At 68.5% G+C, this 22,739-nt stretch carries 17 protein-coding genes and 1 pseudogene; 11 read left to right on the top strand and 7 right to left on the bottom strand.

Translation table 11 applies throughout. The annotated features are described in order from the left end of the window. Positions 1 to 187: 187 nt before the first annotated feature. Positions 188 to 997: a hypothetical protein gene (locus tag OG225_RS15820; RefSeq protein ID WP_405182341.1), complete on the bottom strand. Its 810-nt coding sequence runs from the start codon at positions 995 to 997 to the stop codon at positions 188 to 190. Between the two features lie 615 nt (positions 998 to 1,612). On the opposite strand from OG225_RS15820, the gene OG225_RS15815 reads away from it, so the two are divergent. Then, positions 1,613 to 2,545, top strand: coding sequence for a hypothetical protein (locus tag OG225_RS15815; RefSeq protein ID WP_405182340.1), 933 nt, complete (start codon positions 1,613 to 1,615; stop codon positions 2,543 to 2,545). 255 nt (positions 2,546 to 2,800) lie between these two features. Here the strand turns inward: OG225_RS15815 and OG225_RS15810 are convergent, their stop codons facing one another. Further along, entirely contained in the window at positions 2,801 to 3,622 is an 822-nt protein-coding gene (locus tag OG225_RS15810) for a class I SAM-dependent methyltransferase (RefSeq protein ID WP_405182339.1), read from the bottom strand. A gap of 71 nt (positions 3,623 to 3,693) precedes the next feature. Here OG225_RS15810 and OG225_RS15805 point away from each other — a divergent pair, with 71 nt between their 5' ends. The 6 genes from OG225_RS15805 (at position 3,694) to OG225_RS15780 (ending at position 12,403) form a co-directional block, all read left to right on the top strand. After that, entirely contained in the window at positions 3,694 to 4,296 is a 603-nt protein-coding gene (locus OG225_RS15805; protein WP_405182338.1) for a TetR/AcrR family transcriptional regulator, read from the top strand. 67 nt (positions 4,297 to 4,363) lie between these two features. Next, the gene (locus tag OG225_RS15800; RefSeq protein ID WP_405182337.1) at positions 4,364 to 5,944 is read left to right on the top strand and encodes an FAD-binding oxidoreductase; all 1,581 of its coding nucleotides are present in this window, start codon (positions 4,364 to 4,366) and stop codon (positions 5,942 to 5,944) included. A 36-nt stretch (positions 5,945 to 5,980) separates the two neighbouring features. Next, the gene (locus tag OG225_RS15795) at positions 5,981 to 7,471 is read left to right on the top strand and encodes a S8 family serine peptidase (protein WP_405182336.1); all 1,491 of its coding nucleotides are present in this window, start codon (positions 5,981 to 5,983) and stop codon (positions 7,469 to 7,471) included. A gap of 475 nt (positions 7,472 to 7,946) precedes the next feature. Further along, on the top strand, positions 7,947 to 9,800 hold the full coding sequence (locus tag OG225_RS15790; protein WP_405182335.1) for a hypothetical protein: 1,854 nt from the start codon (positions 7,947 to 7,949) through the stop codon (positions 9,798 to 9,800). A 286-nt stretch (positions 9,801 to 10,086) separates the two neighbouring features. Next, on the top strand, positions 10,087 to 11,460 hold the full coding sequence (locus OG225_RS15785; RefSeq protein WP_405182334.1) for a three-helix bundle dimerization domain-containing protein: 1,374 nt from the start codon (positions 10,087 to 10,089) through the stop codon (positions 11,458 to 11,460). 109 nt (positions 11,461 to 11,569) lie between these two features. Further along, entirely contained in the window at positions 11,570 to 12,403 is an 834-nt protein-coding gene (locus OG225_RS15780; RefSeq protein WP_405182333.1) for an alpha/beta fold hydrolase, read from the top strand. A 4-nt stretch (positions 12,404 to 12,407) separates the two neighbouring features. Here the strand turns inward: OG225_RS15780 and OG225_RS15775 are convergent, their stop codons facing one another. Continuing rightward, positions 12,408 to 13,169, bottom strand: a complete 762-nt coding sequence (locus tag OG225_RS15775) for a dienelactone hydrolase family protein (RefSeq protein ID WP_405182332.1) — start codon at positions 13,167 to 13,169, stop codon at positions 12,408 to 12,410. 232 nt (positions 13,170 to 13,401) lie between these two features. Continuing rightward, positions 13,402 to 14,106, bottom strand: coding sequence for a GntR family transcriptional regulator (locus OG225_RS15770; RefSeq protein ID WP_405182331.1), 705 nt, complete (start codon positions 14,104 to 14,106; stop codon positions 13,402 to 13,404). Between the two features lie 192 nt (positions 14,107 to 14,298). Here OG225_RS15770 and OG225_RS15765 point away from each other — a divergent pair, with 192 nt between their 5' ends. From OG225_RS15765 to OG225_RS15750, 4 genes and pseudogenes are all read left to right on the top strand, one after another. Then, complete coding sequence (locus OG225_RS15765) at positions 14,299 to 14,883, top strand: ABC transporter permease subunit (RefSeq protein WP_405182330.1); 585 nt, start codon at positions 14,299 to 14,301, stop codon at positions 14,881 to 14,883. Positions 14,884 to 14,905: 22 nt separating this feature from the next. Next, positions 14,906 to 15,999 (top strand): annotated as a pseudogene (locus OG225_RS15760) (ornithine cyclodeaminase family protein). Between the two features lies 1 nt (position 16,000). Continuing rightward, positions 16,001 to 17,260, top strand: coding sequence for an amidohydrolase (locus tag OG225_RS15755; protein WP_405182329.1), 1,260 nt, complete (start codon positions 16,001 to 16,003; stop codon positions 17,258 to 17,260). After that, complete coding sequence (locus OG225_RS15750) at positions 17,161 to 17,412, top strand: hypothetical protein (RefSeq protein WP_405182328.1); 252 nt, start codon at positions 17,161 to 17,163, stop codon at positions 17,410 to 17,412. Before OG225_RS15755 ends, OG225_RS15750 begins: the two co-directional genes overlap by 100 nt. Before the next feature lie 85 nt (positions 17,413 to 17,497). On the opposite strand, the gene nuoN is transcribed toward OG225_RS15750, so the two are convergent. The 3 genes from nuoN to nuoL form a co-directional block, all read right to left on the bottom strand. Then, on the bottom strand, positions 17,498 to 19,135 hold the full coding sequence (gene nuoN, locus OG225_RS15745; protein ID WP_405182327.1) for an NADH-quinone oxidoreductase subunit NuoN: 1,638 nt from the start codon (positions 19,133 to 19,135) through the stop codon (positions 17,498 to 17,500). Between the two features lie 77 nt (positions 19,136 to 19,212). Then, positions 19,213 to 20,856 (bottom strand): NADH-quinone oxidoreductase subunit M, encoded by a 1,644-nt coding sequence (locus OG225_RS15740; RefSeq protein ID WP_405182326.1) that lies wholly within the window; start codon positions 20,854 to 20,856, stop codon positions 19,213 to 19,215. Then, positions 20,853 to 22,739, bottom strand: a complete 1,887-nt coding sequence (gene nuoL / locus OG225_RS15735) for an NADH-quinone oxidoreductase subunit L (RefSeq protein ID WP_405182325.1) — start codon at positions 22,737 to 22,739, stop codon at positions 20,853 to 20,855. Before nuoL ends, OG225_RS15740 begins: the two co-directional genes overlap by 4 nt.

Genomic DNA, 22,739 nt, shown 5'->3' with positions numbered 1-22,739 from the left:
CGCGAGAGGTACGGCTGCTCGCTGGCCGAAGCCGCCGACCGGCTCGCCGCCGCGTACCGACGTGGCCCCAACACTCCGGCCGCGGCACGGATGGATCCGCATGTGGTCGCCGAGACACTGGTGCGCTGGTTGGCGGCCGAGTTTCCCGAAGGCAGAGCAGTGTCAACTGACTGGAGACGAAGCACTATCACTCGTCAATGTCCGGTTGTGGTTGCGGGTCGGGTGACAGTCGTTCATCCGTGGGAAGATCGTCAGGCTCCGGGCGATCGATGACCAAGACCCGCATCGCCCGCCGGGCCGCCTCCTCGGGGGAAAGCGGTTCGCTGCCGGGAGGATAGATCGGCTCCGGACGATCGCCCGACACGTAATCGCGGAAGGCTCGCAGGTACTCGTCCAGGTCACGCTGATCGGCGAACCTGGTATCGGTCGGATCGAACCACTCGTCCGGTGTCGGCTGCCACGCGATCATGAAATCGAGGGCTTCGCGCATCATGTCCCCGTAGGTCGGATCCGAAGCGCAGCGGTTGCGCACCACCGGGGCGGTCTGTCGCATTCCCCGGCCGTTCTCGGCGTGTTGCCTCTGGACCAGCGGCCACAGCAGGTTGTCGATGTGCGGGATCTCGTCCCACCACGTGTTCTTCGTGCGCAGGGTCTCACTGGCCCGCGCTCGCCGTGATCGTGTGGTCGGTGTCGGGTAGTCGACGGGCGCGCCTCTTCGGTCGATCGCGCGGGTCGGCCCGGCTTCGAGGTTCCGGGGTGGATACCACACGCCGCGCCACACCGAGACCCCGAGATAGTGGCGACTCACCGGGAGCGGTTCTGCCAGTGAGATGTCGACGGTAATTCGGCGCACGGGTGGCATCGGTCCGTCGCTGAACAGCTCGGCCACCATCGACAAGCAATCTCGCACGTCGAATCCGGTCACGCCGATGCCCTGCCACCACCATGCGTACTCCTGCGGTTCGAGCTCGATCCAGAACCGCCGCGGCGTACTCATCCGCGTTTCCTTCCATCGCCGTCAATATCGAACGCTGACTCGATGATCCCAGAGCTGATCAGCGCCTACCAGGTCGTTTGCGGACCGCCGCGGGGGAAGTGCCGTCGGTGACTCGGACTCGGGGATACCGAGGTGTGCCGTCTGTGCGCGTATGCCGGGTGGACGAATCAACTTGCCCACGAGACCGCGCGAGCCCTGGATAGTACGGCCGTACCACCGGCCCCAGTTTTCGTCATGATCCGTGGCAGTTACGTTACGTAGCGTGTGATCAAACGAAACGAAATAGAATCGAGCGCTGAACGGGGGAGTCGCGATCCTGACCCCCGATAATGTTCACTTATCGGCGGTCAGAAACGCGATCAGCGGTTTCGAGAGTTCCTACGACCGCGCATATTTCGTTGCGCGTCGATCCGTTGGATACAACGGAACAAACGCTACGATTCTCCGGTGTCCAGCGTATGTAACTACCCCGGCTGTGTCCGCCCCATCACTCGCGGCGGCGGCCCCGGGCGGCCCTCGGAATACTGTGATCACCCCGACCACACCCGATGGCGCGCATGGCGGGAACGTCAACGCCAACAGCAGGAGTCGGAGGCAGGCGACGCCACTGTCACTGTGACACTGCAGGGGCCGGTGACCGTCGCCCGATTACGCGCCGACGAACTGCTCGCGCAGTTCCGCACGCTCGCGGAACAACTCGGCACCAACCTGAATGCCGCGGTCGTGGAACTGTCCACGTTGGCCGACCCGTCCGTCGCCGAACAGCAGGTGCAATCGGTGCAGGCCGATGCCGCCCGGCGGATCGCCGAGGCCGAGATGGCCACCGTCACCGCCGAACAAGTACGGCGCGAAGCCGAAACGGCCCGCGACGCGGCCGAAGCCGTGGCCGAAGACGCGGTGACCGCGGCCGAAGAGGCCGAAAGCCGCATCGCCGAAGCGCACGCGGCCCGCGATGACGCCATGGGCGAAGTCGAACGGGTGACCCGCCGCGCCGCCGACGACGTCTTCGCCGCACGCAGCGAAGCCGAGGCCGAGGTCCGGGCCGCACGACGCGAAGCGAGCGACGATATCGCGCGAGCGCGTCAACAAGCCGAGGAAGACGTCGAAGCCGCGCGGCGCACAGCGAACACCGAGATCGAGCAGGTCAGGCGAGAAGCCGCCCAACAGATCACCGCCGCGGGCGCCGAACGCGATCTCGCGGTACAGCGCGCCGCGGATTCCGAGCGGGCCATCGAACGCGCCGAACAGGCGGTCGCCGAACGGAATCGAGCCGTGGCCGAAGCCCGCGACGATATCGACCGGCTACGCGCCGAACTCGAACGCTCCCGCACCGAACTCACCGACCAGCGCCGCGAGCACGCCTCCGAGTTGGCCGCACTGCGCGCGGAGTCGGCGGCGGCCCTCGAACGGGCGCGCGGCGAAGCGACACAACGGATCACCGCCCTCGACGACGCCCGCATCCAGACACTGGCACGCGCCGAACGCGCCGAACGTCAACTCGACGAATTACTCGCCGAGTCACGTCGCGAACCTGATCCGGTCGGATAGATCCTGGACTCGGTGCGATACGACCCGACGGGGTCATATCCGGATGCGGGTAGCCGCTCGGCGAGCGCGCCACGCCCGACAGCGAAGCGTCCGACCGAACCCAGCCGGTAGGCACGCAAGATCCCGGGCAGCACCTCGTGCTCGATCTCGCCGCGAGGTGTGGGCTCACCCATCCTGTCGGGCATCGGTCAACCCGTTCAACGCTTTTCGGCATCCCGGTCATCGAACTGAGCCACCGCGTGTACGCCACACGAATTACACAGTCGTGCTCGCGCGCACAGCGGTCGCGGCCAGGGTGGTGTATTCCATCGTGAAGGATCCGCCCAGCGAGTCGATGGCGGCGCCGACCGCGTCGAATATCTCGGCGAGTTGGTCGGGACGGAGACGGGTCAGGCCGCCGGTGGTGGGCAGCAAATCCAACCACTGATCGCGCGTATAGCTCTGCTGCCAGTCGAATCGCCACTGTTCGGGCTCGGCGAATTGCGCGGTCTCGCGGATCTGGTCGGTGATTTTCGCGTACCCCGCGAGGTAGAGGTCGAGGAGGCGTCGAGCCGGTTGACCGCTGAACGGGGAATCCGGTGCCACCCGTCGATAGGCGGCGGCGAACGGCTCTGCCACCTCGGCGGGAGGCTCGTAGGCGTGTCCGAAGATCGCCAGCCGTCCGCCCGGACGCAGCACGGCGGCCGCCTTGGCGGTACCGGCAACCGGGTCCACCCAATGCCACGACTGCGCGGCGACGACCGCGTCGAACATCCGATCACCGGGCTGCCACCCCTCGAAGGTCGCCACCTCCACCGGCAGATCGTGGGCTCGTGCGACGTCGGCCATCCGCACATCGGGTTCGACGCCGAGCACCGTGCATCCCGCGGCCTGGAACTGGCGGGCCGCGATGCCGGTACCGCAGCCCACGTCGAGTACGTCCGTCCCGGGGATATCGGTGAGGATCCGGGCCACCAATGCCTCGGGATAGCCGGGGCGGGCATGGTCGTAGCGCTGCGCGTCGGTGCCGAACGATTCGGCCGTGCGTCGGTCCTCCCGCAGGGATGGTTCCGATCCTTGTCGGGGCTGTATGGGCATGCGCCCACTTTAGTGGGCGTGTGCCCACTGAGCAATAATGCTGAGGAATCGACGCACGAAAGGATCCATCAGTGCCGACCGGGGTGCACCTACGCGACGCGCGGCAGCAACTATTCGACGCCGCCGACCGCGTCCTGTTGCGCGACGGTCCGAACGGACTGACCAGCCGGGCCGTCACCGACGAAGCGGGCTGCGCCAAAGGTGTTCTGCACCGACACTTCACCGACTTCGACGACTTCCTCACCGACCTCGTGCTCGACCGCGCCGCACAACTCGAGGCCCAGGCCGGCGAACTGCGCACCTGCGCGGGCACCGACACGGTCGCCACCAATCTGACCCGCGCGCTGACCATTCTGTTCGGGCCCGTTCCCGTCGCGATCCTTCCGCTCATCACCTTCCGTGACGAGCTGCGCGCACGACTGCGCCGTGCCAGACCCGGCGGCGGCACGGCGATCCTCGCCGAAGCGACGACCGCGATCTCCACCTACCTCACCGACGAGCGCGCACTGGGCCGCATCGCGGCCGACGCCGACATCGACTCGCTCACCCTCTCCCTGGTCGGCGGCGGCCACCTCCTGTTCACCGACCGCGACCTCGGTCCACCGACCGGCGCGGCCGTCGAAAGGTTCGTCGCAGCGGTCATCTCCGACACTGTGCGACGCCGACCGACGTGAATTCGACCGGCCCTGTCACAGATTCGGGAAACTCCGGCACCGGACCAAGAGGAAAGGATGAGTTGACGTGACGCGATCGTGGTGGGGCTGGGGGACTGTCGAGGACGCCGCTTCGGAATCCGAGACGAACGAACTGGTGGCGCGGATTTCGGCGTTACTCCCCGGACACGATCTGACCGACCATCCGCCGCCGGACCCGGCCACGCTCGAGGTGCCCGCGCCTCGGATCACACCGCCGGGCTCGTTGGCGCGGCGATGTTCGGCGGATCCGGTGGACCGGCTCGGGCACGCGCGCGGCAAGGCGTTTCGTGACGTGGTGCGCAATCTGCGGGGCGAGATCGGCAATGTACCCGACCTCGTCGCCCGCCCGCGCGAGGAACAGGAGGTCATCGACCTGCTCGATTGGTGCGCGGGCGCCGGGATCGCCGTTGTTCCGTACGGCGGCGGCAGTTCGGTGGTCGGCGGGGTCGAACCACGTTTCGACGGACCCGTTCTCACCCTCGAACTCACCGAGATGGACAAGGTGCTCGAGGTCGACCCGATCGGGCGGGCCGCACGAATCCAGGCGGGTGCGCTGGGGCCGAGACTGGAAGACCAGCTCCGACCACACGGGCTGACCCTGCGGCATTTCCCGCAGTCGTTCGGGTTCTCGACGCTCGGCGGTTGGCTCGCCACCAGGGCGGGCGGTCACTTCGCGACGCTCTACACCCACATCGACGATCTCACCGAATCGATGCGTGTGGTCACCCCGGCCGGGATCAGCCAGTCCAGGCGACTGCCCGGATCCGGTGCCGGGCCCGCGCCGGATCGTTTGTTCCTCGGGTCCGAGGGCACGCTCGGGGTGATCACCGAAGCGTGGATGCGGTTGCGGCAACGCCCACGCTGGCAACTCACCGCGTCGGTGTCGTTCGGCGATTTCGCCGCCGCGGTCGACGCGACCCGCGTCATCGCCCAAGCCGGGTTGTATCCGAGCAATTGCCGACTGCTCGACCCGGCCGAGGCATTGCTCAACGCGAACACCCACGTCACCGGCGGACTGCTGGTGCTCGCCTTCGAATCCGCTGACCACCCGGTCGACGCGTGGCTCGAGCGCGCGGCGCGCATCGCCACCGACCACGGCGGCCTCGTCCTCGGCACCCGCGCCCGCTCCGATTCCGGCACCGGCGACGCCGCGGGCAATTGGCGCTCGGCGTTCCTGCGCATGCCCTACCAGCGCGATGTGCTCGCCCGGCGTTCGATGATCGTCGAGACCTTCGAAACCGCCTGTACCTGGGCAGAATTCGAGAATCTGCACGCGGCGGTGACCGTGGCCGCCCAGCAGGCGATCGCGCGGGTCTGCGGTGGTGGCGTGATCACCTGCCGGTTCACCCACGTCTATCCCGACGGTCCGGCGCCCTACTACGGCATCTACGCCTCGGGACGGTGGGGCGACACGGTCGCCCAGTGGGACGACATCAAAACCGCTGTCTCCGAAGCGATCCACGGCGCGGGCGGCACCATCACCCACCATCATTCCGTCGGGCGCGACCACCGACCCTGGTACGACCGGCAACGCCCCGACCCGTTCGCCGCGGCACTACGCGGGGCGAAAGCGGCGCTCGATCCGGCGGGCATCCTCAACCCCGGGGTGCTCATCGATCCGATTTGAGTGGCATCGTCGGAACGCAGCGGGTTCACTATCTGTATGGCCCCCACCGATCAGGTTCGTAGCTCGGCCCCCTCGGTCCCGGGATCGCTGCGCGCCCCCGCCGAACTGATCGTGGTCACCCACGGCACCTCGGCGCCCCTCGCGCCGAACGTGTTGCGCGACAGTGTCGCCGCCGAGATCCGGCTGTCGGCGCTACTGCCCGCGGGCGCCAGGATGACGAGGATCTTCGGTCCCGCCGCCCGACTGCGCGGCAGGCTCGCCGACACCGGCGAGGAACCGGTCGCCGCGGAGTTCTTGAACTACTTCGCCGTGCGCGATATCGTCGCCGACCTCGGGGAGGTGGCGCAACGGTTGCGCGAGGACGACGCCGTGGACGGCGCCTACATCAAACCCGGTGCCGAACTGCCGATCGCGCCGGGATCGCTCGCGCGCCGCGCCTTCGCGGAAGCGCCCGCGGTGACCCCGAGTTTCGAAGCGCGCCAAGGATATCTGGAAGCCGCGCCGCAGGGGGTCGACGCACGGTGGGCATGGACGCGACCCGGCGGCCGGGGCGCGGGCGTTCGGGTCATCGACATCGAAGGGGCGTGGCGGTTCACCCACGAAGATCTCACCGGCAATCAGGGCGGGGTCATCGGCGGCAATCCGTCCACCGACGCGGGCTGGCGCAATCACGGAACCGCGGTCGCCGGTGAGATCAGCGCAGACGCCAACGCCCTCGGCATCACCGGCATCGCCCCGGAGGCCACCATCAGGGCGGTGTCGATCTTCGGCGGCGGCTCGGCCTCGGCGATCCGGGCGGCAGCGGACGCGCTCGCCCCCGGCGACATCATCCTGCTCGAACTGCACCGCCCCGGCCCGCGCTGGAACTTCCGGAACCGGCCCGACCAATCGGGGTATATCGCCGTCGAATGGTGGCCCGACGATCTCGCGGCGATCCGCTACGCGACCGCGCGCGGTGTCGTCGTGGTGGAGGCCGCGGGCAACGGCGGGGAAGATCTCGACGACACGATCTACAGCGCGCGGCCCGACGATTTCCCGTCGAACTGGAACAACCCATTCCGCGCGGGCGACGAGGGTTCCGGGGCCGTGCTCGTCGGCGCGGGCGCGCCGCCGCCGGGCACCCACGGGCGTGAACACGGTCCCGCGCGTTCACGTCTGGCGTTCTCCAACTACGGGTCCCGCGTCGACAGTCAAGGCTGGGGGATGGAAGTCACCACCACCGGCTACGGTGACCTCCAGGGCGGCGGCGACGAAGACTGCTGGTACACCGACCAGTTCAGCGGCACCTCGAGCGCGTCACCGATCGTCGTCGGCGCCATCGCCTGCTACCAGGGCATTCGCGCACAGGGTGCGGGCATGCGCGGCCCGGCCGAAATCCGTGCTTTGCTGCGGGAAACCGGTTCACCGCAGGCCGCGGCACCGAACCGGCCTACCGCGCAGCGCATCGGAACCCTGCCCGATATCCGGGCGATGGTGGAGGATGCCGAGGTTCCCGTAACCGCCGAAAGAACAACGGATATGGCGTAGCCGCCACACGTTCCGCACAGCACGTGTGGCAGCGTCTTCTGTTGACCGCCGCGCCACCCCACAGGGTTTCCCGCGTGAAAGCCGCTCTCGGCGTGGTGATGGATTCCAGTGCCCGTCTGCGGCCGAGTAGTCCGTCGGGGCCCTGGCCGTCAGCCGCGTCGCGAGGGGGGAATGTGTCACTTTGCCGCCGTAAACGGGGAAGACGCTGTCGTCGCCGTAGTCGCGGGCTCGCAGGTTCCGTAGTCGGTCCATGTCGCCGTCGGTGATCTCGAAGTCGACCCGGGCGTTGCTGCGCATGTGCTCGGAGTCGGCGGTCTTGGGCAGTGACACCCGGGCGGAGTCCACACGGTGTCACCGGGGCGCATCACGATGGTCCCGCCGTCACGGGTGACGACCAAGCCGGTGCCCAAAAGTCCCGAATCGGCCATGTGAGGCGCGGCTGTTCCGAAGCGAGGGGTCGCTAGGGTGGAGTCCCATGGACACCGCGCTGGTCGCCCGTTCGGAGCAGATACCCGCATCCGGCCACGCGCCACGATCCGAGAATTCGCGCGCGGGCAGGGTGATCGTCATCGTGGCCCTGTGCCTGATCCTGGCGCAGGCGGGCCTGCGCTGGTGGGTCGCGCGCAACGGCTATTTCTACTGGGACGACCTCGTCGTCGTCAGCCGGGCCGCCCGGTTCCCGCTGCTGTCGCACGATCTGCTGCTCTACGACCACGACGGCCATTTCATGCCGCTGGCGTTCGTCACCGCGTGGGTGGTGACCGCGGCGGCACCGCTGGTGTGGGCGGGCCCGGTGGTGACGATGCTGGTGGCCCAGCTCGCGGTATCGCTGGCGGTGCTCCGGCTGCTGATCGTGCTCGTCGGCAGGCGGTGGATGATCCTGGTTCCGCTGATCTTCTTCCTGTTCTCGCCGCTGACCCTGCCCGCCTTCGCCTGGTGGGCCGCCGCGCTCAACGCGCTACCCCTGCAATTCGCGCTGGCCTGGGTGATCGGTGACGCGGTACTGCTCGTGCGCACCGGTCGACGTCGCTTCGCGATGTCCGGAATCGTGGTCACGGCCACGGCGCTGCTGTTCTTCGAGAAATCGGTCCTCGTCCCGGTCGTCGCCTTCGCGGTGGCGGCGCTGGCCTGCTACGTCGACGGCGCGGGGGACGAGCGCGGCGTGATGGGCGAACTCGGGCGGTGCGCGCGGTCGGTGTGGCGGCGCGGCGCGGCGCTGTGGATCGGATCGCTGATCGCGCTGGTGTGCTGGTTCGCGATCTACCTGACCGTCATCGACACCTCGTCGGTGCACTACAGCACGAACGAAGTGCGCGGACTGCTGCCGGGCGCGACATCGTTCGGCATGGTCCCGACCCTGCTCGGTGGGCCGTGGACGTGGGAACGTTGGCTGCCGTCGACACCGTGGGCCGATCCGCCCGGTTGGGCGGTCGCGACGGCATGGGCGGGAGTGCTCGCGCTGCTGGTGTGGTCGCTGCGCGCGCGCAGGCGTATGGGGCCGGTGTGGTTGCTGGCCGCGGGGTATGTCGTGCTCGCGCAACTGCCGGTCGCCCTGGCCCGCACCGGACCGAATACCGCGGGCGAGCTGATGCAGTCGCTGCGCTACTTCGCCGATGTCGCCGTGATCCTGACCGCGGCGGCCGCGCTGTTCCTGCGTGCACGCCCGCGCGAGGGGTTCACCCCGCCCCGGGGGCGCACGGTGCTCGCGGTGACGGCTCTGTTCGTGGTGAGCAGCCTGTTCACCACCGTGACATTCGTCCGATCGTGGCGGGTGTCGCCGACAGAGGCCTATCTCGCGAATGTGGCCTCGGCACTGGATGATTGGGACGGCGTCCCGCTGCTCGAGCAGGAGGTGCCGTGGAATGTGCTCAACCCGCTGGCCTACCCGGACAATCTCGCGAGCCGCGTCCTGGCGCCCATCGCGCCGCCCGGCCTGTTCGCCGAATCGACACCGCGACTACGCATGATCACCGACGGCGGCGATATCGTCGACGCTGTCGTGTGGTGGAATCGCGCGATCGTGCCGGGACCGGAACCCTCGTGCGGCTACCGTCTCACCGGCACCGAGCCGATCGACATACCGCTCAACGGCCCGATGCTCGAACACGAATGGACCGCGCAACTGAACTATCTCGCCGAACGCGACGGCCGGATCACCGTCGCGCTCCAGACCGGGACACCGGTCGTCGCCCCCGTGCGGCGAGGACTGAACACCGTTTTCGTCCGGATCGTCGGCAGCGGGTCGGCATTGCGAATCGGCTCCGCCACACCGGGACTCGGCCTGTGTATCGGCGCGGGACCGGTCGGGGTCGCGTCCTACGATTTCTGATCGACGGCACGGCCCGGCCGTGAACGACCGGGCAACAGGCGATGACGGACAGTCGAGACCCTCCTGAACTCTGTGAGGCATCACCGGACCGATACCGCACGCGCCGTCGCCACCTTCGCACCGGTTCTGACCTGCGCACCCTGCCGTTCCGAGATGCCAACGCACACAGCCGAATCGACGGAAAACAGTCCGTGCGGTCGGATCTCGCCGGTACGACGATGACGGTATGGTTCGGCGCGCGGACAGCCCGGGATGCTGTTCGAGAGGCGTGACGTCGAGGAGAAGTGTGGCTGTCGATACCGTGCGCGAGGAGAAGGCGATCCGCCGCCTGACCGAGAGGCTGCTCGAAACCTACCGCGACACCCATCCCGCCGAACGCGTCCAAACCGCGATCGAGGACGCCAGAGCGCGATTCGCCGGGCACCCGGTCCGAGAATTCGTTCCCGTGCTGGTCGAACGGGTCGCGCGCCGCGAACTCGAACCCGACAGCGCGCAGGTCGTCGCGGCGGCGGCGGCCATCGACGTCCCCGCCCCGCAACCAGCGACGTCCGGGCCCCGCGCGTTCCCGCTGCCGAACCGGCGCAATGCCCTGCTGCTCGGCGGAGCGGCCGTGCTGGTCGCCGTGGTCGTGGTGTCGCTGGCGGTGCGTCAGCCCGACTCGCCACCGCCCGCGACGGCCGCGGCGCCCGGGCTCACCCTCGTGCGCGGCGTGGTCGGTTCGGAGAAGATGGCCTTCTTCCAGGATCAGCGAGTGATCGACGCGCTGGCCACCCACGGCGTGCGGATCGAGGTGGAGGCGGCGGGATCACGACAGATCGCGACCTCGATCGATCTGGGCGCCTACGATTTCGTCTTCCCGTCGAGCGCGCCCGCCGCCGAACGGATCCAGCGCGCCCGCAACATCAACACCAAGTACACCCCGTTCTCCTCGCCGATGGCGATCGCGACATTCCAGCCGATCATCGACCTGCTGACCCCGGCGGGCGTGGTGAAGCCCGGCGCGGTGCCCGCCGTCGACATCGCCCGCTACCTGCAACTGGTGCGCGAGAACACCGAATGGGCACAGTTGCCCGACAACACCACCTATCCGGTGCGCAAGAACATCCTGGTCTCCACCACCGACCCCAGGACCTCGAACTCGGCGGCCATGTACCTGTCGATCGCCAGCTTCGTCGCCAACGACAACGCGATCGTGCAGGGCACCCCCGCCGAACAGGCCGTGCTGCCGACGCTGTCGAAACTGTTCGTCGGACAGGGCTACACCGAGACCACCACCGAAGGCCCGTTCCAGGAATACCTGACCTCGGGCATGGGCGCCTCCCCGCTGGCCCTGATCTACGAGGCGCAATTCGTCGAGGCCACCGCCAAGGGACAGATCAAACCCGGCATGGTGCTGGCCTACCCGTCCCCGACGGTGCTGTCCAAACACACCCTCGTCCCGCTGCGCGAGGGCGGCGACACCATCGGACGCCTGCTCACCGGCGACCCCGTCCTGCGCGAACTCGCCGCCGCACACGGTTTCCGCACCGGCGACGCCGCCCGGTTCGCCTCGGCCACCCGCGGCATACCGCTCGCGCCCGAACTGATCGACGTCGTCGAAACGCCGACCTACGACACCCTCGAACACCTCCTCGACGGTGTCACCAAGTCCTACAACTGAATCCGCCGAGAAAGGACTCGGAAAGAAATATCCGGCTCAGCGATGAGTTCGGGAGGGCCGCGCAGTCAGTACTCGTGGACAGCCACGACAGCCCCCTAAGGAGACAGCTATGACTGCCGGCCCGGCCACCTCGGTCAGTGTGCACACCCTCGACGTCCCCGGCGCCACCCTGCACTACGAGATCCGTGGCGCGGGCCCGCTCATCGTTTTCGTCGGAGCCCCGATGGGCGCGGATGCCTTCGCGCCCATCGCCGACATCCTCGCCTCCACCCACACCGTGCTCACCACCGATCCACGCGGACACCAGCGCAGCGTCCTCGACGATCCGGAACAGGACTCGACCGCGCAACTGCGCGGAGCCGACCTCGCCGCGCTGATCACCCACCTCGGCGCGGGCCCCGCCGTCGTGTTCGGATCCAGTGGTGGCGCGGTGAGCGCGATGGCGCTGGTGCAGCAGGACCCCGATCTGGTGACCACCGTCATCGCCCACGAACCGCCCTCGATCGGACTGCTCGATGATCGTGACAGTCTCTTCGACGGCACCACCGACCTGATCGAGACCTATCGCGGCGGCGACACGGTCGGCTCGTGGCGAAAGTTTTTCGCGCAGGCGAATATCCAGATCCCCGACCCTGTGCTCACGCAGATGTTCGGCGGCGACCGGGCACCGGAAGATCTCGCGAGCGAGAAATACTGGTTCGAACACGAGATCGCGCACACCGTCGGCTGGCAGCCCGATCCCGCCGCCCTCGCGGCCGCACCCACCCGCGTCATCATCGGCCTCGGCGCGGAATCCGCCGGTCAGCTGTGCGCGCGCACCTGCCACGAACTGGCCAGCCGTCTCGACACCACCCCGACCGTATTCCCCGGTGGTCACACCGGTTTCACCGAGGACATCGCCGCGTTCGCCGCCCGGCTGCGCGAGGTGCTGCGCACTGTGTGACGCGTTACCGGCGCAGGGTGCGGTCGAACAGGGCCAGCAGTTCGCGGTAGTGCCGTTCGGCGGCCTGCTGGTCGTAGTCGGAGGTGTCGGCCTGGGTGAAGCCGTGGCGGGCACCTCCGTAGACCTCGGTGCGATGGCGGACCCCGCAGGTGGTGAGTGCCTCGTCGAAACGGGCGATATGTTGCGGGGTCATGTGGTGATCGTCGCCCGCGTGGGCGAAATACAGTTCCGCCGTGATGTTTCCGACGACCAGGTGCGGACTGTCGGGGGTGTAGGTGACGAGCGGTCCGCCGTGGAATCCCGCCAGCGCCGCCACCTGATCGGGGAACATGGCCGCCGCCAGCACCGCCAGCCGCGCACCCATGCAGTAACCGGTGACCCCGACCCTGCCCGCCGTGACCCGCGGCGACGCCGCCAGCCATTCGAGGTACGCGCCGACATCGGTACGCAGCAGTTCCGGTGTGAGCTCGCGGATCATCGGGAAGACCCGCTGGAAGATATCCGGCCGCTGAACCGGGTCGATGAAGTCCGGCAGTTCGATCACCGGCGCGGGCCCGTGCCGGTAGTAGGCGTTGGGCAGCAGGACGGTGTAGCCGTGCGCGGCGAGACGATCGGCCAGCGCCCGCAGGCTCGCCCGCACGCCGAAACCGTCCTGAACAACCAGAACTCCCGGATGGGCGGCACCGTCGTCGGGGTGGGTGAGATACGCGTCGGCGACACCGTCGGGTGTCGGTATTTCTATGGATACACCGTGTGTGGGGGCCATTGTCGAATCCTTCCGTCGTGAATGATGTCGTGGATCGACACGAAGAAGGCGGGGCCCGCGCGATACCGCGCGACCCCTGATCGAGAAGCGAACCGACACCGGCCCGCGCGGCGCTCAGAACAGCACCGGGTAACCAATCCGTGTGTGGCGCAACGCCGTCCCGGTAGTCATCGCCTCACACCGTAGCCGACCGGACAGCTCCGATGTCAACCCTGGGAGTACCGTGCGCGGATCAGGACTGCACGCGCCTGCGGCGACGACCGCGGGCGATGAGTTCGGGGTCGAAATCGGGGTCGGACCATTTCTCGGCGAGGGTGATGCTGAGTTCTCGGCCCGCGGCGATGTGGGCGAAGGCGGAGGTGGCCGCCTCGTCGGCGGCGCCCGAGGCGATATGGCCGTAGAGCTCTTCGTGTTCGGAGCACTGTTCGACCGGGTCGCGGGACGCGGTGAGGCGGAACAGCCATTCGGTGCGCGCGGCGAGCGGTCCCATCACGTTGCTGAGCAACGGGTTCGAGGCCATGGCGATGATCTCGGCGTGGAAGGCGGCGTTGGCGGCGGCGATGCGGGGCAGATCGCGGGAGACGGTGGCGGTTCGGGCCTCGGCCATGCGGTGGGTGAGCGGGGCGAGGGTGTCGGGGGTGGCGCGCTCGGCGGCCAGTCGCGCGGCCAGGGATTCGAGGACTTCGCGGATATCGAACAGATCGCGGACATCGGCGGGGGAGAAGGTCGCGACCAGCGCGCCCTTGGCCGGGACCAGGAGTACCAGTCCCTCCGTGGCCAGCATCCGCAGCGCCTCGCGCAGTGGGATACGTGAAACGTCCAGCTCAGCGGCCAGATCGCGTTCCACCAGACGGGCGCCGGGGCGCAGTTGGACTTCGACGATCCGACGTTTGAGGGTCTGGTACGCGTGATCGCGCAGCGAGGCGGGGGCAGTCACGAGATTCCACATTAACCGCACCTGCGATGGGTTTTCCCAGACGAAACATCGCGGGAACGCGCGCGCCACACGCGACCGCGAAGTTAACGGTATACCAATAAGGAGGTGGACCGTGGCGGTGGCTCTGGAGATGACCGGCGTCGGAAAGACCTACGGCGCGGTGCGCGCGCTGACCGACGTCGACTCGGACTGGTGACGCTGGTCGTGCACGAGGAAGGGCTGCTGCGTCAACCGGTGACCTCCGCCGACACCCTGCCGCAATCACCGCCGCTGGTTCCCGGCGCACGGCTGCCGCTGCTCGGACTCCAGGGCTCACCCGCCACCATCGCCGTCGTCCTGGCCGTCATCGCGGCCGTCGTCGCGGCGATCGTGCTGCGCCGCACCGCGATCGGCACCCGCCTGGCCGCGGTGGGGCTGTCCGAACCGGCCGCGGCACGTCTGGGTCTGCCGGTCGCGTGGCTGAAATTCGGTTCCCTCGCGGTCGCGGGCGGGCTCGCCGGTATCGCCGGAGCCGGACTGGTGGCGACGGTGCCGTTCGTGCTCGCCGAACATTTCACCTCCGGCTACGGCTTCGCGGCACTCGTCGTCGGACTGCTCGCACGCGGCTCGCTCACCGCCGTCTGCGGGATAGCGCTGGCCTTCGGACTGCTCGCCTCCGGCGGCATCGATCTGCAACTGGCCGCCGGTGTTCCGGCGTCGTCGGTACAGATCGTGCAGAGCGTCCTGATCATCCTGATCGCCGGCGCGGTGATCTTCCGAAGGGCAGGCGCCCGATGACCATCGGAGAGGACGTGGCGCGATGAGCGCGACCGGAGAACTGCTCGACGGCGGTGTGCGGCTGGCGCCGACGCGCACGCCTTCTCGGCGCCAGCCGCGCACCCGTCGCACTCACCCGTCCCTTCCTCCGAGAGGCCAAGGCCCGATGACGCTCATCCTCACCCGCTCCGACGTGCTCGCGATGATCGCGCTGCCCGAGGTCACCGCGGCGGTCCGCCGAGCCCACGCCGATCTCGCCCGCGGCGTCGCGGTCTCACCCGCGCCGCCCGCCATGCGCCTGCCCGGATCGGAATCCACCTTCCTGGCCATGGTCGCCGCCTCACGTCCGGCGGGGCTGGCCGCGGTCAAACTGCTCGCCGACGTCCCGGGCAACCGTGACCGGGGACTACCGCCGCAACGGTCGACGATCCTGGCGGTCGCCACCGAGGACGGCTCGTGCGAAGCGCTGATCGACGGCGGCGCGGTCACCCGCGTGCGCACCGCCGCCGCTCGGCCGTCGCCACCGCGGAACTCGCCCGGCCCGAAAGTCGCGTGCTCGGATTCATCGGCGCGGGCGCGCTCGCCCACACCCATGTGGAAGCCCTGCGGCCGATACTCGACGTCGATCGCGTTCTGGTCTGGAGCCGCACCGAGGCCACCGCGCGCAAATTCGCCGACAGCACCGGCGCCGAGGTGGTGAATTCGGCCGAGGATGTGGTGCGCGCCGCCGACGTGCTGTGCACCCTGACCCCCGCGAAGGACCCGGTGGTGCGCGGCGCCTGGTTCCCGCCGGGCCTGCACGTCAACGCGGTCGGCGCGCCGCCGCGCCCCGACCACCGCGAAATCGACACCGAAGGTATCCGGATGGCCCGCGTGGTGGTCGACAGCAGGCTCACCGCGCTGCACGAATCCGGGGACGTCCTGATCCCGTTGGGGGAGGGCGCGATCGACGCCGACCATTTCGGCGACGAGATCGGCGAGGTCGTCGTCGGCGCGAAACCCGGACGCAGCGCACCCGAGCAGATCACCCTCTACAACTCCCTCGGGATCGGATTGCAGGACCTCGCGGCCGCGCGGCTGTTGATCGACGCGGCCCGACGGCGCGGGATCGGCACCGAGATCGAGATGGCGAGCTGAGATGGATCTGCTGTTGCGCGACGCGCGGATGTGGGGCGCGGACAAGGCCGTCGATCTCCGCGTCGCCGACGGTCGGCTGGTCGAGATCGTCGCGCGAGGATCTGTCGAGACCCGTTCGCCGACCGAACATCAGCGCACCATCGATCTCGCGGGCGCGCTGGTGTTACCCGGTCTCGTCGACGCCCACTGTCACCTCGACAAAACCCTGTGGGGCGGTCCGTGGGTGCCCAATACGGCCGGTAGCGCGTTGCGCGACAAGATCGCCTACGTCCAGCGTCGACGAGCCGAATTCGGTGTCCCCGACGCCGACCGCATCACCGCTTTGCTGACCTCGATGCTCGCCGCGGGCACCACCCGCGTGCGCACGCACACCGATATCTGCCCCGAACTCGGATTGGACGGGTTCGTCGCGCTCGCCGCCGCCGTCGAACGTCTGGAAGGGCGGATCACGGTGCAGCAGGTGGCGTTCCCGCAGTTCGGGATGCTCACCAATCCCGGCACCGTCGAACTGATAGATCGGGCGTTGCGCACCGGAGCCGCGCAGGTGGTCGGCGGAATCGACCCCGCCGGTGTCGACCGCGACCCGGTCCGTCACCTCGATACCGTCTTCGGACTGGCCCTGGAACACGACGTCTCGATCGAAGTGCACCTGCACGACCGGGGCACCCTGGGCGCGTGGCAGTTCGAGTCGATCATCGAACGCACCCTGGCCACCGGCATGAACGGCCGCGTCACCGTCGGTCACGGCTACGCCCTCGGTGACATCGACGCGGCGCACCGAGCCGACCTGATCGCGGGGCTGGCCGAGGCCGGGATCAGCCTCGCGACCTGCGCCGCCCACGACGACCCCGTCGCGCCCCTGCGTGAGATGCACGCCGCAGGCGCGAATCTCGCGATGGGCAACGACGGGATCCGGGACCTGTGGTCGCCCTACGGCGACGGCGACATGATGCACCGCGCGCACCGGCTGGCCGAGCGGGCGCAGTGCTACGCCGACGGGGACATCGAACTCGCCCTGCGCGCGGCCACCTACGGTGGCGCGACCGCCCTCGGTCTCACCGACTACGGCCTCACCGCGGGCGTCCGCGCCGACCGGGTCGCGGTCGAGGCCGACACGGCCGCCGAAGCGGTGATCGCCCGGGCACCCCGGACCTTGGTGCTGTGCGACCTGGTCAAGCCTGCGGCTCCGAAGCCGGATTCGCCGGCTACGTCAAGAGCGAAATCGGCGCCGAACTCGAATTCGCCGTCGACGCCGTCCTGAACGACACCTTCGCCGCCGAACAGGTCCGCTTCGGCATCGCCTCGGCCACCGGAGCCACCGACTTCGTCCTGTGCGACGCCGCACCGGAGACGGCGGCCACCATGGACAAGGTCAAGGCCGATCTGGCATCCGGAGTGATCGTCATCCAGTAGGGTCACGCCGGTACGCAACACTCACGACTGCCACCCTCTCAGGCCCGCAGCCGTGAGTGTTGCGTACTCCGGCGTTCGGCGGCGATCAGCGGACGAAGGTCGATGCCCGCTCGGTGAGATCGAGCAGCGGCTGGGGCAGGATGCCCAGAACCAGGGTGGCGGCGGCGGTTCCGGCGACCACCATGGAGGTCAGCACCGGGGTCACGACCCGGGGAGCGTCCGCCGGGGGATCGGTGAAGAACATGAGGACGATGACGCGGACGTAGAAGAAGGCCGCGATCGCGCTGCACAGCACACCGACGATCACCAGATAGATCGCGTCGGCCGAGGCCGCCGCACCGAATACCGCGAACTTGGCGACGAAACCGCTGGTGAGCGGCAGACCGGCGAACGAGAGCAGGAACAGCGCGAACAGTGACGCCAGGAGCGGACTGGTGCGCCCGAGACCCGCCCATTGCGCCAGGCCGGTCGCCTCGCCGCCGTCGGCGCCGCGGACCAGCGAGACCGCGGCGAACGCGCCGATCGTGCTGAGCCCGTAGGCGACGAGGTAGAACAGCACCGCGCTGACGCTCGCTTCGTCGGCCGCGGCCAGGCCGGTGAGAATGAAACCCGCGTGGGCGACCGACGAATACGCGAGCATGCGCTTCATATCGGTCTGGGTGATCGCCATGACCGCGCCCGCCACCATCGTGGCGATCGCGACGGCGGCCAGGATCGGCCGCCAGTCCTCACGCAACTCCGGCACCGCCACTTGCAGCACACGCAACAACGCACCGACTGCCGCGATCTTGGTCGCGGCGGCCATGAACGCGGTGATCGGTGTCGGCGCGCCCTGGTACACATCGGGCACCCAGGACTGGAAGGGCACCGCGCCGATCTTGAACAGCAGACCGACCGAGAGCATCGCTGTGCCCAGCAGTGCGAGCACGGCGTCGTCGGAGGGCTTCCCGGCGATGGCGGCGGCGATGCCGGGCAATTCGACGGTGCCCGCCTGGCCGTAGAGCAGGGCGACACCGTAGAGGAAGAACGCGGAAGAGAACGCACCGAGCAGGAAGTACTTCAGCGCGGATTCCTGGGACAGCAACCGATTCCGGCGCGCGAGGCCGCACAACAGGTACAGCGGCAGCGACAGCACCTCGAGGGCGACGAACATCGTCAGCAGATCATTGGAAGCGGGAAAGAGCAGCAGACCGCCGATGGCCAACATGGTCAGCGGGAACACCTCGGTGGTGGCCGCACCGGCCCGGTCGGCCGCCGCTTCGTCCGCGCTGCCCGGCACCGCCGCCGCCTGCGCGGTGAAGGCGTCTGTGCGATGACCGCCACGTTCGGCTGTCGCGGCGGCACGACTCCAGGTACCCGGCCCCGATCGCGCGACGGCCCGGCGTTCGATGCCACGTTCGGCGATGAGCAGCAGACCCAGGATCGACACCACCAGGATCGTGCCCTGCAACAGCAGCGTCACCCCGTCGATCGCGACCGCGCCCGACACCGCCGTCTCCGAGGTGCCCGCGAGCAACACGACCGCCGCCAGCGCCGCCGCCAGCGCGGCGACTCCGAGCACCACCTGGATGCCGTAGCGGAAGCGGCGTGGCGCGAACGCCTCGACCAGCACACCGGTCACCGCGGCGCCGAAGACGATCAGCATGGGGGACAGGGTGCTGTATTCGATACTCGGCGCCGGCACGGTGGCGGCGAGCACGGTTCCGTAATCCTGGGAAGTCACTTATGCCGTCCTTGTCAGGGAGACCCGGGTCGCGAGGTTGATCAGCCCGGCGACGAGCAGCAGGAAACACAACGGCCTCACCGGTGCCCACCTCCCGGCCGATCCGCCGCGCCCGCTTCGGGCAGCGCGGGCACGGACGGTTCCGGATCGTTTTTCCCGATGGTGGTGAGGGTCTGGCCCACCGCGGGATCGATGAAATCCAGTACCGGTTTCGGGTAGACGCCGAGGAAGATCAGCGCGGCGATCAGCGGGGCCACTACGATCATCTCCCGTGGCACCAGATCGGAGAGGTGCTCGTTGCCCTTCGTCACCGGACCGGTCATCATCCGCTGGTAGAGCCACAGCACATACAGCGCGGCGAGCACCAGCGCGATGGCGGCCACGACCGCCGCCGCCTGATAGCGGCTGAAAGTGCCTATCAACACCAGGAATTCGCTGACGAACGGTGCCAAGCCTGGCAGCGACAGTGTCGCCAGACCGGCGATGAAGAAGGTGCCGGCCAGCACCGGCGCGACCTTCTGCACACCGCCGTATTCGGCGATGACCCTGGTACCGCGGCGCGACACCAGGAATCCGGCGATCAGGAACAGCGCCGCCGTGGAGATGCCGTGGTTGACCATATACAGCGTCGCCCCGGTCTGGCCCTGGCTGGTCATGGCGAAGATGCCGAGGATGATGAACCCGAAATGCGAGATCGAGGTGTAGGCGATCAGCCGCATCACGTCGGTCTGACCGATGGCGAGCAGCGCGCCGTACACGATGCCGATCACCGCCAGCGTGATCACCAGCGGCGCATAGGTACTCGACGCCTCGGGGAACAGCAGCAGGCAGTAGCGCAACATGCCGAAGGTGCCGACCTTGTCGACCACCGCCATCATCAGCACCGCGCTCGACGGGGTCGCGGCCACCGCGGCGTCGGGCAGCCAGGTGTGCAACGGCCACAGCGGCGCCTTCACCGCGAAGGCGAACATGAATCCGAGGAACAGCGCGTTCAACACCGCGGGAGCCGCGCCGAGCTGCCCGGAGTTGGCGGCCGCGATCACGTCGCGCAGATCGAAGGTGCCACCACCGCCCGCACCGAGACCGTCACGCGCGGTGACCACATACAGTCCGATCACCGCGGCGAGCATGATCAATCCGCCGAACAGGTTGTACAGCAGGAACTTCACGGCCGCGCGCGAACGCTGCTGCCGCGCCGAGGGATCGGCGTCGCGCGCGCCGAAACCGCCGATGAGGAAATACATCGGGATGAGCATCGCCTCGAAGAACACGTAGAACAGCAGGATGTCCAGCGACACGAACGAGATCAGCACCATCGCCTCGACGAGCAGGGTCAGCGCCATGTAGATGTGCGCGTGCCGGGTCGGTGCCGCGTCCTCGGGCGCGCCGCCGAAAACCCGATCGTCGTGCCAGCCCGCCAGAATCAGCAGCGGCACGAGCCCGGCGGTGAGCAGCACGAGAACCATGGCGATGCCGTCGATTCCGACGGTGTAGCCCGCTCCGAACGCCGGAATCCATTCGCGTGCTTCGACGAACTGGAACTGCTCGCCTCCGGGCTCGAAGAGCACCGCGACCACGACGCCGACGGCGAGAACCGCGATCGAGAAGCAGAGCGCGACCGCGCGGGCGAGGGTGCGCCGCGCGGCGGGCATCGCCAGGGTCACCGCCGCACCGATGACGGGCAATACCCACAGCGTCGTCAACCAAGGAAAGTCACTCACCAGAGCCTCACTGCCAACAGGGCCGCGGCGACCAGGGCCGCACCGGTGAACATGGACAGGGCGTAGGACCGCACGAATCCGGTCTGGACCCGGCGGACGCGGGCCGAGAGTCCGCCGATCGTCGCGGCGGTGCCGTTGACGACGCCGTCGATTCCGCGAGTATCGAGAAATACCAGCGACCGCGTCAGATGCTGTCCCGGCCGCATGAAGGCGCCTTCGTTGATCGCGTCGCCGTAGAGATCGCGGCGCGCCGCGACGGTCAACGCGTTCACCGGTTCCGGCGCGGTCGCGGGCACCCGGCGTCGCGCGTACTGGAAGTAGGCGACACCGACACCGACCGCGACCACGATCAACGCCAGCGTGGTGACCACGGCCGCGGGCACCGTCGGTTCACCGTGATGGGCGCCGACGACCGGTTCCAGCCAGTTCTGCAACGAGGAACCGAGCACGAACAGCAGACCCGAGGCCACCGAGCCGACAGCGAGCAGAATCATCGGGCCGGTCATCACGACGGGGGATTCGTGCGGGTGGGTGTCGGGTTTCCAGCGACGCTCACCGAAGAACGTCATCAACATCACCCGCGTCATGTAGAACGCGGTCAGACCCGCGCCGAGCAGCGTGATCGCGCCGAGCGCCAGACCGTTGACCCCGCCCTGGTCGAACGCCGCCTCGATGATCTTGTCCTTGGAGAAGAATCCCGCGAACGGCGGCACCCCGATGATGGCCAGATAGCCGAGTCCGAAGGTGACGTAGGTGATCGGCAGCAGGGTGCGCAGGCCGCCGTAGCGGCGCATATCGGTTTCGTCGTCCATCGCGTGCATCACCGAACCCGCGCCGAGGAACAGCCCGGCCTTGAAGAAACCGTGGGTGAGCAGATGCATGATCGCGAAGGCGTATCCGGCGGGGCCGAGTCCCGCGGCCAGCACCATGTAGCCGATCTGGCTCATGGTCGAGGCGGCGAGCGCCTTCTTGATGTCGTCCTTGGCGCAGCCGATGATCGCGCCGAACAGCAACGTCACCGCGCCGACCAGCACCACCGCGAGCCGGGCGTTCGGCGCCAGGTCGAAGATGGCGTTGGAGCGGGTGATCAGGTAGACGCCCGCGGTGACCATGGTGGCCGCGTGGATGAGCGCGGAGACCGGTGTCGGGCCTTCCATCGCGTCCCCGAGCCAGGATTGCAGCGGCACCTGCGCGGATTTGCCGCAGGCGGCGAGCAGGAGCAGCAGGCCGATCGCGGTCAGCGTACCCTCGCTCGCGCCCGGAGCCGCGTCGAAGACGGGACCGAAACCGACGGAGCCGAACGTGGCGAACATGACCATCATCGCCAGCGCCAAACCCATGTCACCGACCCGGTTGACCACGAAGGCCTTCTTGGCCGCCGTTGCCGCCGAGGGCTTCTCGCTCCAGAAACCGATCAGCAGGTAGGAGGCGAGGCCGACGCCTTCCCAGCCCAGGTACAGGACCAGGTAGTTGTTCGCCAGGACCAGCAGCAGCATGGCGGCCAGGAACAGGTTGAGGTAGGCGAAGAACCGCCGCCGCGCCGGATCCTGGGCCATGTAGCCGATCGAGTAGATGTGGATCAGGGTTCCGACGCCGGTGATGAGCAGCGCGAAACAGATGGAGAGCTGATCCATCTGGAGTCCGAAGTCGACCCGGAGACCGGCGACGGGCACCCATTGGAACAGGTCGAGATGGATCGCGCGGTCTTCGCCGTCGCGGCCGAGCATGCCGAAGAACGCCCACACCGCGACCCCGAACGAGGCCAGCGCGGTCGCGCACGCGAGCAGGTGACCCCATCGTCGTCCATAGCGCCCGATCAGCAGCAGGAAGACGGCGCCCGCCAGCGGCAGGGCGGGCAGCAGCCAGAGCGTTGCCGTATCCAC

Source organism: Nocardia sp. NBC_01377 (assembly GCF_045040005.1).
GTDB classification, from domain to species: domain Bacteria; phylum Actinomycetota; class Actinomycetes; order Mycobacteriales; family Mycobacteriaceae; genus Nocardia; species Nocardia noduli.
This window is presented reverse-complemented; position numbering and strand designations above follow the sequence as displayed.

Bases quoted from the DNA above. Each gene is read 5' to 3' on its own strand.
- OG225_RS15810 (WP_405182339.1), bottom strand. From the start codon at position 3,622: ATGCCCATACAGCCCCGACAAGGATCGGAACCATCCCTGCGGGAGGAC.
- OG225_RS15820 (WP_405182341.1), bottom strand. From the start codon at position 997: ATGAGTACGCCGCGGCGGTTCTGGATCGAGCTCGAACCGCAGGAGTAC.
- OG225_RS15775 (WP_405182332.1), bottom strand. From the start codon at position 13,169: ATGGCCCCCACACACGGTGTATCCATAGAAATACCGACACCCGACGGT.
- OG225_RS15795 (WP_405182336.1), top strand. From the start codon at position 5,981: ATGGCCCCCACCGATCAGGTTCGTAGCTCGGCCCCCTCGGTCCCGGGA.
- OG225_RS15780 (WP_405182333.1), top strand. From the start codon at position 11,570: ATGACTGCCGGCCCGGCCACCTCGGTCAGTGTGCACACCCTCGACGTC.
- OG225_RS15790 (WP_405182335.1), top strand. From the start codon at position 7,947: ATGGACACCGCGCTGGTCGCCCGTTCGGAGCAGATACCCGCATCCGGC.
- OG225_RS15755 (WP_405182329.1), top strand. From the start codon at position 16,001: ATGGATCTGCTGTTGCGCGACGCGCGGATGTGGGGCGCGGACAAGGCC.